Below are 12688 nucleotides of genomic sequence, written 5' to 3'. Positions count from 1 at the left end.
TTTTATTTTTTATCTGTCTACCTAATGGGGAGCATATCAAAAGAACATGTTTCGTCGTTTTTGTATGTTCAAAAGTACATAAAGCACAATCCAAATACTAAAGATAACTCCCGCTAAACTCAATAAATAACCGGAAGTGCCAAATGCATCATAAAGCCACTGGAGGGGTGTTCCTTTTACTGGTCGATTTAAAAACATAAAATTCGTTTGAAATCGTGCATTGTAATAATAAATAGCCGGCACCGTAATGAGTAAGAGCAACACCGAGCGCCAAATATCCCGGAATGTAGTATGTAACTGATGTTCTCGAATTAATGGACAAATAAAGGCTACGAGCAAGGCATGAAACACAAAACTGTGGATATGTAAAAATCCTCCAACCGGATCTGCTGTCCAACCAGGGAATAATAGAGCAATTGCAGCCCCTGGTAAAGTGAGTGTATAAAGTAGTGTAGCCGTTGTTCGGTTTGAAAAGTAAGCATGCCAACCAGTAATAAAAATACCGAGCCCACATAAATGGAGTGGCGGGCTCCAATATGAATATTGTTCCGTAACAATTAAGTAAATTTGCTTCGTTATTTCCAAAAACAGCAACAGCCAAAAAATTGATTTTTGATAGAGCTGTTGCTGTTTATTAGAAATATAATGATAACCATATATTGAAATAATTAAAAACAAACTAATAAAAATAAGCCATGTTACATGAATGGAATCAAAAATAACAAATCCGCCCACCGTATCACCTACTTTTCTTGTTGTTGTTTACGCAATAATTTCTCTTGTTTTTTACGTTCGCGTAAAGCCTTGAAAAAGTCCGTTAGAATTTGCCCGCACTCATCTCCTAATATACCTTCTGTCACCTCACATTCATGATTAAACCGCGCATCATTTAATAAACGATATAACGAGTCAACACAACCTGCTTTAATATCACGTGCACCATAAACTACGCGAGGTATGCGTGATTGGAGAATAGCACCTGCGCACATGGGGCAAGGTTCTAATGTTACGTACAGTGTTGTTTCTTCTAAACGCCAGCTGCCAATTTTTTGGCAGGCTTCTTGAATTGCCATGCTTTCTGCGTGTGTTAGAGCGTTTTGGGTTGTTTCCCGTAAATTATGTGCCCGTGCAATAATTTCATTTTTATATACGATGACAGCCCCGATTGGGACCTCGCCAAGGGCAGCTGCCTTTTTTGCTTCTTCTAACGCCTCTTGCATGTAATAGCGATCGTTATGTTCGAGCATTTATCTATCACTCCTTATATTTCAGTTTAGCATGAGTTGAAATGCTTAGGCGACTATAGAGTTAATCGTGCTATGATAAAGGAAAAGCTTGAAGGAGTAATATTATGAATTCATTTCAAACAATTGAAGAAGTGAACGGTTATTTTGAAAAGCAGTTGGAGAGTTTATACGAAAAGTATACGGCACAATTACAAATCGTTGAGAAAAATAAAATACAAATCTATACGACTTTACAAAAGCAGTATGAAGAGCAATTAATCGCACTGGAACAACTGAAACAAAATGAAGAAAATGACCTTAAACAAAATTGTGCTCTTGCAGTGGACAAAATAAAATTGCTATTTGGAAATAAAAAACAAATTATATTAGAAAAATATAAAAGAGACTATAGTGAAGAAGTTAAAGGCTACAAACAAAATAAGGTAGAGTTGCTGGAGCAAATGCAAGCGGAGGAACGTGCAGTATTTAAAAACTATCAGCATCAACAAGTGGAGAAAAGTAGGCGTCTCATAACCGACTTTGAACAGAGGTTGGATGAATTACATTCTGAGCTATTAAACTTATGTGAAATATATGAGCAGCAATTTAGTATCCTGGAAGAGAAACATGAGGAGAAGTGTGAATTAATTGAGCAAAAGCGTGATGAAGCCATTGAAAAGCTCCTGGATAGCGAGATAGCATCGCAAAACCAGCTTGAGAATCAATTGTTTGAGAAATTACAGGATTTAAATGAAAAAATTGACCAACAGCAAGATACTTTAGAACGGGATTTCATAGAAAAGGAACATTCACTTGAAGAGATGGTGAACACCGAATGCGAAAAGATTGAAGTAGACTATGAACAAAAATGTAATAAAGTATATGAACAACAAGAACAGGCACTTGCTCAATTCGATTGAATGATTCATGTTTAGAACAGCTTTTTTCATGATTTCAGTAAAATAAAATAGTTTGTTTTGTTGTCTATTAGTCATTGTGATAAAATGAAAAGCATTGACTATAAAAAGAGAAGGAGCACTTCTAATGTCTGTGCCATTTATAACAGTAGAAGGTCCGATTGGTGTTGGGAAGACCTCATTATCTAAGGCCGTATCACAAACGTTTGATTATCATTTATTAAAAGAGATTGTAGATGAAAATCCATTTCTCGGTAAGTTTTATGAAAATATCAATGAGTGGAGCTTCCAGACCGAAATGTTTTTCCTGTGCAATCGTTATAAGCAATTATCTGATATTCATGAGATTATTGAAGCGCAAGGTCCGGTAGTGGCTGATTATCATATTTTTAAAAATTTAATTTTTGCGAAACGTACTTTAAAGGCGTCAGAATATGAAAAGTACGAATCTATTTATAAAATTTTAACGGCAGATATGCCAAAGCCAAACATGGTCATTTATTTACATGCAAGCTTGGATACTTTAATGAAACGAATTGCGATGCGCGGTCGTGAAGTAGAAAAGAATATAACACGTGAATATATGGAACAACTTTCAAGTGATTATCATGAGTTTATTGGGCATTTTGAAAAGATGCATCCAGAGATTCCTGTTATCTCGCTTAATGGGGATGAGCTTGATTTTGTAAAGAACGAAGAAGATTTACAGTATGTACTACGAGTAGTAGAGGAAAAGTTACAACAAAGGAGTTTGCATCAGAAATGAACTTAAGAGAGAAGTACAATATTCCTGCGAATGCGGTCATTACAATTGCAGGAACAGTTGGTGTCGGGAAATCGACAATGACAAATGCATTATCACAGAGCTTAAATTTCCGCACATCATATGAAAAGGTCGATACAAACCCTTATTTAGATAAATTTTATGATGACTTTGAAAAATGGAGCTTCCATTTACAAATATACTTTTTAGCTGAGCGTTTTAAAGAACAGAAACGTATATTTGAATATGGCGGTGGCTTTATTCAAGACCGTTCTATTTATGAAGATACAGGTATTTTTGCAAAGATGCATTATGACAAAGGCACAATGTCGCCAACAGATTATGAGACATATACAAACCTTTTTGATGCCATGGTCATGACACCTTATTTCCCGCATCCGGACTTGCTTGTCTATTTAGAGGGACCGATTGACGATGTGATTGGTCGTATCCAGGAACGTGGACGTGAGATGGAGCAGCAAACGCCTCATACTTACTGGCAGGAAATGCATGGACGCTATGAAGACTGGATTAATAACTTCAATGCGTGCCCTGTATTGCGCATTGATATAAATGACTACGATTTAATGAAAAATCCGGATCAAGTAGAAGATGTTGTAGCACGTATTGGTTATATGCTAGAGCAAACAAGCCATCTAAGAAAATAATGAAAAAGACTGATTTCTGTATCATGACGGAAATCGGTCTTTCTTTATTTTATTAAAAGAATAATAAAGACTGGAATCATTACAAGAAAAAATACGAAAGAGCTCCATAAAATCTGCTTACCAGTCGACATATTTTTAGGTTTTATACTAATCATTTCATACAATTCATTAACAGCACGTTGTTCTTTTTCGAAAAGCATTTTTTGAAAAGAGGCGTAATTTTCAATATAGGAAGCCGGATTTTCGAAATGAAAGCGAATGGCACGTATATCATCCGTAACATCCTTATCTCCATGAAGATAAGTAATTGTCGGTGCAATTCCCCCTGTTAACTTAGCTGTAACATGAATATCAAAGGTCTTCATTTTATAAACAGTTTCACCAACATCATTTGTTACAACTTCAATGAGTCGATTGTTCATGATTAATCCTCCTTTTAAGTAGTATCAGTATTCCCAATCTGTATAAATTTGTAACGAGTATAAAAAATATTGTAAAAAAAAAGTTATTTCGTTTATGCTAAAAGTGTTTATGAATTTTATGATTTGTAACATTATAGCGAAAAGGGGATGGAAATATGACTTTAAGAATAGTAGAACGATTAGTTGTTTTACCAACGACAGCAATTTCCGATGCAACAGGGGGGCATACGAATGTTGCAGCATCAATTAAACCAGTGGCAGATCATTTTAAAATTGCAGGACGTGCGCTAACGGTACGACTACCGGATGGGGAAAACGGGGCTGTTTTGGAAGCGATTAGTCAAGCAGAAAAGGGAGATATTTTAGTTATCGATGCAAAGGGTAATACAAATCGTGCAGTCGCAGGTGATTTCGTCATGCAGCTTGCACAAGGAGTCGGAGTGCAGGGATTTGTAGTCGACGGGGTCATACGGGATTTAGCAGCTGCACGAGCTATTGATTTTCCTGTATTTGCATTAGGAACAACAGTAGCAGCAGGCAATAAAAATGGCGGTGGTACTGTTGGGGGACCTGTATCAGTAGGTGGAGTGGCCGTTCAAAATGGTGATTATATCGTTGGTGATATTGATGGGGTAATTGTCATTCCACAAAAAGATATTCAACAGATAATAGAAGCAGCAGAAGCAAAAGTTGCAAAGGATGAAGCACGGGAACATGAAGCTTTACATAATGGCGAAGCATCCATCCGAGCTTACTTGGCGAAAGTTGTAAAATAAAAAAACGCCGTAGTGTATTGTATCTCACTACGGCGCTTTCATATCTTTATTTTAAGTTTGCAGCTTGATACTCGGCAAATTGCTTTTCGTCGAAACGTTTTTCCCATTTTGCCATAACAAGTGCAGCTAATGTGTTACCAACTACGTTTACAGCTGTACGAGCCATATCTAGAATACGGTCAATACCTGCGATGAATGCTAAACCTTCAAGTGGAATACCTACAGATCCTAATGTTGCAAGAAGTACTACGAATGATACCCCTGGAACACCGGCAATCCCTTTAGATGTTACCATTAATACAAGCATTAATGTAATTTGTTCCATTATTGAAAGATCGATACCGTACATTTGCGCAATGAATAGTGCTGCAATTGCCTGGTAAAGTGTCGAGCCGTCTAAATTGAATGAGTAACCTGTTGGAATAACGAATGATACGATATCCTTTGGTGCACCCATCTTTTCTGTTTTTAACATAATGCGAGGTAATACTGTCTCTGATGAAGATGTAGAGAATGCCAGTAATAACTCATCTTTAATCATGCGGATCAATTTGAAAATATTAATCCCGAAAATACGGGCTGTAATACCTAATACAACAATTACGAAGAAAATCATTGCTGCATATACTAAAATGGCTAATTTACCTAACGGAATTAGGGATTCAACACCGAATTTGGAAACGGTTACACCGATAAGTGCAAATACCCCAACTGGTGCGAATTTCATTACTAAGTTTGTTACCCAGAACATGGCGTCTGCTGTACCTTGGAAGAATGCGAGTACAGGTTTCCCTCGTTCTCCAATGGCTGCTACACCTAAACCGAAAATTACAGAGAAGAAGATGATTGCAAGCATATCGCCTTCAGCCATAGCGTTGATGATATTTTTTGGTACAATATCAACAATGATTTGGAAAGTTCCTTTTGCTTCTTCTTGTTCTGATGTTTCTACATAAGAAGAAATATCTGTTTGCTGCAACTCATTCATATCAATTCCAGCACCTGGTTGGAATAGATTCGCTGCTAATAAACCAACAACAATTGCTACTGTTGTAATAACTTCAAAATAAATAAGTGTTTTACCGCCAAGACGACCTAATTGCTTCATGTCACCAGTTCCGGCAACACCAACGATTAGTGTCGAAATAATAATCGGTACCACGATCATCTTAATTAAGTTTAAGAATATATCGCCAAGTGGCTGTAAATATGATTGTACATCTTCGTTACCAAAGAATACTGCCCCAACGATAACACCAAGTACAAGACCGATTAAAATTTGAGCAGCTAAACTAATTTTTAGCTTTTTCAAAATATAGTTCCCCCTAAAAATACAGATTCAGGACTAGCCTAAAATTAATTTTATTGCATACCTACAAAATCCGACAAAATCCGACTAATCGACTTTGCTAATAATTTCAGAATATAATACTTGAATGAATTTTTTGATATTTACCTTTGCCTTTCGTTGGTCATTATTTTCTATTTGCTTCATTAAATATCGAATATCGGTTAAATCGAAATAGCGTGGAGTATAGTATTCAAATTCAGAGTTTGTATAGTCGACAATTCCCATATTGGCTAAGTTAATCATGGCAGCTAATATCGTTCGACGCACACGCTGTTCTATCGCTTTACTCTCTTTTAAAATGTCATCGGGTGTATGTTTCGTTAGCATTGCTACACGTTCATAGACCTCCTTTAATGGAGGGAGGGGAGCAATTTTATGTTTTTCAATTAACAGTTGTTCAATTATTTTAATAATATCCTCACTGCCAACTTCAGCGACAATCCCCATATCATTTAAGATGGACTGTATATGTTCGCGTGTTGTTTTTTTAGTATGAGTCACTTCTGTAATATTAAAATTTGTTAAAGATTGGCGGATAACTTCAAGAGAATTTTTCAATAAATATTGCTCGGTCGTCCGTTTTAAGACCATTTGCACTTCAACTTTGTTAATAGGTTTATGGATGAAAAATTCAATCCCTTTTGAATAGCCATCTGCCACCATTTCTTTATTGACCACTTGCGAAATCATAATAAAGTGGCCTTTAAATCCATTTTGCTGAAGGCGTTCAATTGTTTCGATACCATCCAACTTAGGCATTAATAGATCGATTAATACGAATTCCGGTTGCATCATCAAAATTTGAGGAATTGCATCAAGACCGTTTTTTGCCTCTCCGATGACAGTCCCAAGTTCACAGTCGTTGATAATATTACTAAGCATCGCCCGACTTGCACGGTCGTCATCTACTATAAAATAACGCATTAGAAAATCTCCTTTTGAATATTTTTAGAAGGAATTTGTACAATAAAGCAAGTTGAAGTGTCACTCGTTATGTGAATTTTTCCTTCTAGGTTTTCGACAATTGTTTTTGTATGAGACAGACCAATTCCTGTGGAGCCTTGTCCTTGTTCATTGAATTTCGATGTATAGCCTGGATCGAATATAACAGGAATAAGTGATTCTTCGATGCCAATGCCATTGTCTTCTACGATAAAAGTTGTCGTTTCTTTTTCGACCGTAACACTTACCGTAACAAACCCGCTTTTTTCAATTGCTTCTACGGCATTTGCCACTAAATTATTTAAAATAGCAAAAAGGGCAATATGCTTTTTTGTTACAAAATCTTCTGGACATATTAGTGTAAACGAAATAGATTTATTTAAATATTTTGCGTAGCTTTCATTAGCTTCTACAATAAAAGCTAAAATATCCGTTAATAAGAATTTGGATGGATAATTTTGATTTGTAATTTTTGAAAGACCTGCATAAATGCGCTCATGATCCTTTTTAACCTCATGAATTTCTTGGGCAATATATAAAGCTTCTAACGCATGCTTTTCTTCGGTTGTTTTTAGCTTTTTATAAAGCTGATAACTATTTGCGGTAAGTTGTTCAATTTGATTCATTGTCTTTTGTAAATAGAGTGCTTCAACATATAAATCGGAATGAATGGTCATCAGTTGCTTTAACTGCTTTTTCTGTTCCGACATAGTAATAATGCTATAGATACCGACAACGAAAAAACTACGTAATAATCCAACTACGCTAAACAGTAAGAAAGAAATAACTAACGTTTCTTGATCAGAGGCAAGGAGTATTTCCGTTAAAATATACTCGACCATATTGGAAACAACCTCAAATAATGCGCCTAATAAACCAAGAATAAACGGTTGTTTTTTTATTTCATCCAATGCAATTAGTTTAAAGCATAGCGCAAAGGTAATATAAAAAAACCCTGCCGGTATATGTTCAAGTAGTTGAACAGCAAGATCTTGGCCGTAAATTAAAAAGTCCAATAAAGATCGGCTAATAATAACAACTATTCCAGTTAAAAGACCTGTTGATAAAATTGGCAATGGTCGAGTTAATAATACAAAGAAAAAAATAATACTCCCTAATCCAAAACGAAATGGGCCGTCTTCAAAGGGAATAAACTTTATTTCGCTACCTATAGCCGTTAAACACGCTACAAGCAGTATAAAGAGAAATAAATTCATTGATTTTATTCGAGGTAGAGTCGATTCCAAAGTAATATACCGCCTTTAAAAGCCTGTTTTAGGAGTTAATTGTACATGAAAAGCAAAAATAAATACAAAAAGTACTATTTCTAACAGATAGAAATAGTACTTAAATGATTTTTTATATAAAAAAAACCGCCCAATAGCTGTAGCGGAATAATGTTAAAATATGGAGGAGGTAGAGGGATTCGAACCCCCGCGCGGTGTTACCCGCCTGTCGGTTTTCAAGACCGATCCCTTCAGCCGGACTTGGGTATACCTCCAAATATAAGCTGTCTTTTCGACAAAGATTAATTTATCACGAAATAAATTTCACGTCAATAAAATTTGTGCAAAAAAAAGATATTTTTTTAAAATGGGAAAAATTAATTGGGACATATCATTGCATTTTTATTGCTTGCTTAGTATACTAATACTTGCCGTGCTAGATGGGGAGGTAGCGGTGCCCTGTAACTTGCAATCCGCTCTAGCAAGATTGAATTCCTTTTCTGAGGCTGTCCGTATTGTTTGGTCTGCCTTTTGCACGTAGTGTTGACGGTTGGGTCCTGCGCAATAAGTACCCATGAACCATGTCAGGTCCGGAAGGAAGCAGCATTAAGTGGAATCACTTATGTGCCGCGGGGTAGCCTAACCCGAGCTAACGACAAGAGTAACGCTTATGTGCGGCAGTCGAAGAAAGGTGCACGGTATTAACTTACCAACTCAAACGCACTCATCAAAATTTGATGGGTGCGTTTTTTTATTTGTATGAAGTATATTCGTTTGATTTCAAAAGAGTTTCCTATTACTTTGTGCTATACTAAATTTATAGATTTTTATTACGAAAGGAGAGGGAAAGGTTGACGTATCAAGCATTTTATCGTGTTTATAGACCACAGTCATTTCGTGAAATGTCTGGGCAAACACATGTGAAGAGGACCCTTCAAAATGCTCTCCTTGCAAGCAAAACGACACATGCCTATTTATTTTCTGGTCCACGCGGGACAGGTAAGACAAGTACTGCGAAAATTTTTGCGAAAGCTTTAAACTGTGAAAATGCTCCAGCAAGTGAGCCATGTAATGAGTGTGCAACCTGTGTAAGTATTACTGAAGGATCACATACGGATGTTATTGAATTCGATGCAGCTTCTAACTCTAGAGTGGAAGAAATGCGCGATATTATAGAAAAGGTACGCTTTGCCCCAGCGAATGCACGCTTTAAAGTGTATATTATTGATGAGGTGCATATGCTTTCCACAAGTGCATTTAACGCTTTACTAAAAACACTTGAAGAGCCGCCTGAACATGCAGTGTTTATATTAGCTACGACAGAGCCACATAAATTACCAGCGACGATCATTTCCCGTTGTCAGCGTTTTGATTTTAAGCGACTTTCTTCTATAGATATAGTGGAGCGTATGAAGGTAGTATTGGAAGACATCGGTATGGGGTACGATGAGCAAGCGTTGAAAGCAATTGCACAAGCTGCAGCTGGTGGTATGCGTGATGCACTAAGTCTACTTGATCAAGTCGTATCATTCAGTAATGAGCATGTTCAATTGGAAGATGTACTCCTTGTAACAGGTTCTGTTAGCCAAGACGCATTTTATGATATTGCCAACTCACTTTTACAAAAGGAAGTTGCACAAGTACTAAGCAGTGTGGAAAATTTAATTGCAGATGGAAAAGAACCGTTACGTCTGGCTGAAGACTTCATTACATTTTTCCGGGACTTACTGCTTTTGAAAACAGACGGTACATTAGAGGAACTATTGGAGTTTATTGCACCTGAAGATAAATTTTTAGCTTTAGCTGAGCACTTTGATGCAAGTACACTATATGGCTTTATCGATATTCTAGCGAAAACGCAACAAGAGATGCGTTTTTCACATCACACGAAAATTTATTTAGAAACAGCACTTCTAAAAATGGCGCAGTATAAAGCATCACCACAAGGGGCAACGGCAGTAGACCCTGCAATCGAAGGGAAAGTGGCTTCACTTGAAAATCGTTTAGGTCAACTGACACAACAATTTCAAGGTGGAGGAGCGCCCGTTCAACAAAATGAGCAACCTCGTCAACGTGTACGTCCACAAGGTAATCAATACAATGCCCCAACAGGTCGTATTCAAGAAGTCTTAAAAACAGCAACAAAAACAGATTTGCAAAAGGTGAAATCGGCTTGGGCGATTAGTTTATCAAGCTTACAAAAGTCACATGCTGCTTTATTGGCAGACGCAGAGCCAGTTGCCGCAAATGCAAGTGCTTTTGTGATAAAATTCAAGTATGATATACATTGTCAAATGGTAGCAGACAACAACGCTCTTGTTTCATTGTTTACACAGAGGATAGCATCTGAAGTAGGGGTACAGTATGAGCTTTTATGTATTCCGGAGTCAGCGTGGGTTCGTCTTCGGGAAAGTTTCATTCAGGAAAATGGGTTGAACCAGAAAAATTCCGGAATGGCTGATGGTGATGCCGCAACGGATTTATCGGATGAGCCTTCTTTTATGGATGAAGTTCAAATGATGGAAACACAAGATCCACTTGTAACAGAGGCTGAAAAGAATTTTGGAAAAGACTTTGTTGAGGTTATCGAAGAATAATTGCACATTTAAAGGAGGAAATTAATATGCGTGGTATGGGTAATATGCAAGGCATGATGAAAAAAATGCAAAAAATGCAAAAAGAAATGATGGAAGCACAAGAGGCTTTAAATGCAGAGTTATTTGAAGGTACTGCTGGTGGCGGTATGGTTAAAGTTGTAATGAACGGTCAACGCCAAGTGTTAGAAGTAAATTTAGACGAATCTGTAGTTGATCCAGAAGATATCGAAATGTTACAAGATTTAATCATTATCGCAACGAACGAAGCACTTAAAAAAGTAGAAGAAACAACAAATTCTACAATGGGCAAATTCACACAAGGGATGAACCTTCCTTTCTAATTTGAAACATGTAGAAATAAGAGCACATCTCAAGCTTTGGGATGTGCCTTTTTATAGGAGGGAATAGAATGCATTATCCAGAGCCGATATCCAGGCTAATCGACAGCTTTATGAAATTACCAGGGATTGGACCTAAAACTGCTGCCCGTTTAGCATTTCACGTTTTAACGATGAAAGAAGATACAGTATCAACATTCGCGAAAGCACTGATTGATGCAAAACGTAATTTACTATATTGCTCACAATGCGGTCATATAACAGATATAGACCCTTGTCATATTTGTTCAGATAAACAACGAGATATTTCTACCATTTGTGTCGTGCAAGATCCAAAAGATGTTATTGCTATGGAAAAAATGCGTGATTATCAAGGGCTTTATCATGTACTGCATGGAGCGATTTCACCAATGGACGGAATTGGACCAGAGGATATTAATGTGGCTTCGCTATTAGCGCGTTTGCACGATGAACGTGTACAAGAATTAATTTTAGCGACTAATCCTACTATTGAAGGTGAAGCGACAGCGATGTATATCTCCCGTCTCGTTAAACCATCCGGACTTCGAACAACACGTATTGCACATGGCTTACCTGTTGGTGGGGACTTAGAATACGCTGATGAAGTTACATTATCGAAAGCATTAGAAGGAAGACGAGAGTTATAAGCAGGGGGAAGCACGATGTTATTTTCACGTAAAGGGAAGCTCAAAAAAGAATTCGATGAAAAGTTAGTTTCTTCTATTAAAGAGACAAAGGGAACTTTGCAAAATGCAAAAGTAATTGAAGGATTAACGGACGACTATAATCTAGATGTAATTGCTGAACGAAAAAAAGCCGAAAGCATCCATTACTATTTATATAAAGAAGCACGTGTACGTCGTGTATTAATTAAATAATGTTTTAGAAATAAGAATCGAAGCAGATGCATATGTTACCACTAAATGAAAAAAGGATGGTGCTATGCGATACATAGTTATAGCTATGATCTGTTTTGTTGTCTTATTTCTTTTTTTCTTAAACAAAGAGAGCCGCGGGAAAGTATGGGAGTACTTTGCATGGTTTTGGTTTAAAATAGCGGCTGTTATCGTTGTCTTATTTATAGGTAATTTAATAATGGGGGCCAGCGGTGTTCTTTTTCACGTTCCGATTAATTTTTTCTCTGTACTGATGATTGCAGTTTTAGGTCTCCCTGGGGTGATGTGTGTTAGTTTATTAATATTAATGAAATAAAATTAATAAAAAGTATTGCTAATTTAATAATATCGTGATATATTATTATAAGTCGCAACGACGATAACACATTATAAAAAAACATTCAAAAAAATTGTTGACAAAGCAATTGAATGAATGGTATGATATAAAAGTTGTCATAACAGATAGCGCAATGAACCTTGAAAACTGAACAAGCAACGTTAATGAAACAAGCTTCTTAAATGAAGCAAACAATAGATTTTAACTT

General features: G+C 36.7%; 15 protein-coding genes, 1 tRNA gene and 1 other RNA gene. 10 read left to right on the top strand and 7 right to left on the bottom strand.

The window, feature by feature from the left end:
• Nucleotides 1-36 precede the first annotated feature (36 nt).
• Both H9635_RS18805 and tadA read right to left on the bottom strand, forming a co-directional pair.
• Nucleotides 37-735 (bottom strand): TMEM164 family acyltransferase, encoded by a 699-nt coding sequence (locus tag H9635_RS18805; protein WP_191701854.1) that lies wholly within the window; start codon nucleotides 733-735, stop codon nucleotides 37-39.
• Nucleotides 736-743: 8 nt separating this feature from the next.
• A complete protein-coding gene (gene tadA, locus H9635_RS18800) occupies nucleotides 744-1247 on the bottom strand; it encodes a tRNA adenosine(34) deaminase TadA (protein WP_191701853.1) in 504 nt (167 codons plus the stop codon).
• Nucleotides 1248-1351: 104 nt separating this feature from the next.
• Here tadA and H9635_RS18795 point away from each other — a divergent pair, with 104 nt between their 5' ends.
• From H9635_RS18795 to H9635_RS18785, 3 genes are all read left to right on the top strand, one after another.
• Entirely contained in the window at nucleotides 1352-2146 is a 795-nt protein-coding gene (locus tag H9635_RS18795) for a hypothetical protein (protein WP_191701852.1), read from the top strand.
• 124 nt (nucleotides 2147-2270) lie between these two features.
• Entirely contained in the window at nucleotides 2271-2909 is a 639-nt protein-coding gene (locus H9635_RS18790) for a deoxynucleoside kinase (protein WP_191701851.1), read from the top strand.
• Nucleotides 2906-3574, top strand: a complete 669-nt coding sequence (locus H9635_RS18785; protein WP_191701850.1) for a deoxynucleoside kinase — start codon at nucleotides 2906-2908, stop codon at nucleotides 3572-3574. The genes H9635_RS18790 and H9635_RS18785 overlap by 4 nt, the downstream gene beginning before the upstream one ends.
• A 44-nt stretch (nucleotides 3575-3618) precedes the next feature.
• Here the strand turns inward: H9635_RS18785 and H9635_RS18780 are convergent, their stop codons facing one another.
• Nucleotides 3619-3996, bottom strand: coding sequence for a sodium:proton antiporter (locus tag H9635_RS18780; protein WP_191701849.1), 378 nt, complete (start codon nucleotides 3994-3996; stop codon nucleotides 3619-3621).
• Between the two features lie 155 nt (nucleotides 3997-4151).
• Between H9635_RS18780 and H9635_RS18775 the strand changes: the two genes are divergently transcribed.
• Nucleotides 4152-4772, top strand: a complete 621-nt coding sequence (locus tag H9635_RS18775; RefSeq protein ID WP_191701848.1) for an RraA family protein — start codon at nucleotides 4152-4154, stop codon at nucleotides 4770-4772.
• Between the two features lie 46 nt (nucleotides 4773-4818).
• Here H9635_RS18775 and H9635_RS18770 read toward each other — a convergent pair whose 3' ends face one another.
• From H9635_RS18770 to H9635_RS18755, 4 genes are all read right to left on the bottom strand, one after another.
• Nucleotides 4819-6087 (bottom strand): cation:dicarboxylate symporter family transporter, encoded by a 1269-nt coding sequence (locus H9635_RS18770; protein WP_191701865.1) that lies wholly within the window; start codon nucleotides 6085-6087, stop codon nucleotides 4819-4821.
• Nucleotides 6088-6168: 81 nt separating this feature from the next.
• Nucleotides 6169-7047 (bottom strand): response regulator, encoded by an 879-nt coding sequence (locus tag H9635_RS18765; protein ID WP_191701847.1) that lies wholly within the window; start codon nucleotides 7045-7047, stop codon nucleotides 6169-6171.
• Nucleotides 7047-8282: an ATP-binding protein gene (locus tag H9635_RS18760; RefSeq protein WP_225231409.1), complete on the bottom strand. Its 1236-nt coding sequence runs from the start codon at nucleotides 8280-8282 to the stop codon at nucleotides 7047-7049. Before H9635_RS18760 ends, H9635_RS18765 begins: the two co-directional genes overlap by 1 nt.
• Before the next feature lie 191 nt (nucleotides 8283-8473).
• Nucleotides 8474-8566 (bottom strand) — tRNA-Ser (locus H9635_RS18755).
• 156 nt (nucleotides 8567-8722) lie between these two features.
• On the opposite strand from H9635_RS18755, the gene ffs reads away from it, so the two are divergent.
• From ffs to H9635_RS18725, 6 genes are all read left to right on the top strand, one after another.
• Nucleotides 8723-8990, top strand: an RNA gene (gene ffs, locus H9635_RS18750) — signal recognition particle sRNA large type.
• 152 nt (nucleotides 8991-9142) lie between these two features.
• Nucleotides 9143-10888, top strand: a complete 1746-nt coding sequence (gene dnaX / locus H9635_RS18745) for a DNA polymerase III subunit gamma/tau (protein WP_191701845.1) — start codon at nucleotides 9143-9145, stop codon at nucleotides 10886-10888.
• 26 nt (nucleotides 10889-10914) lie between these two features.
• The gene (locus H9635_RS18740; RefSeq protein ID WP_191701844.1) at nucleotides 10915-11229 is read left to right on the top strand and encodes a YbaB/EbfC family nucleoid-associated protein; all 315 of its coding nucleotides are present in this window, start codon (nucleotides 10915-10917) and stop codon (nucleotides 11227-11229) included.
• A gap of 68 nt (nucleotides 11230-11297) precedes the next feature.
• Nucleotides 11298-11894 carry a recombination mediator RecR gene (gene recR / locus H9635_RS18735; protein WP_191701843.1) on the top strand — a complete coding sequence of 199 codons (597 nt, stop codon included), beginning with the start codon at nucleotides 11298-11300 and terminating at the stop codon, nucleotides 11892-11894.
• 15 nt (nucleotides 11895-11909) lie between these two features.
• On the top strand, nucleotides 11910-12125 hold the full coding sequence (locus H9635_RS18730; RefSeq protein WP_191701842.1) for a YaaL family protein: 216 nt from the start codon (nucleotides 11910-11912) through the stop codon (nucleotides 12123-12125).
• 64 nt (nucleotides 12126-12189) lie between these two features.
• A complete protein-coding gene (locus H9635_RS18725) occupies nucleotides 12190-12459 on the top strand; it encodes a pro-sigmaK processing inhibitor BofA family protein (protein ID WP_191701841.1) in 270 nt (89 codons plus the stop codon).
• Nucleotides 12460-12688 lie beyond the last annotated feature (229 nt).

It is taken from the genome of Solibacillus faecavium (assembly GCF_014836905.1).
In the GTDB taxonomy this organism is placed as follows: domain Bacteria; phylum Bacillota; class Bacilli; order Bacillales_A; family Planococcaceae; genus Solibacillus; species Solibacillus faecavium.
Note: the sequence above shows the minus strand (reverse complement) of the source record. Positions and strands in the feature narration are given on the sequence as shown.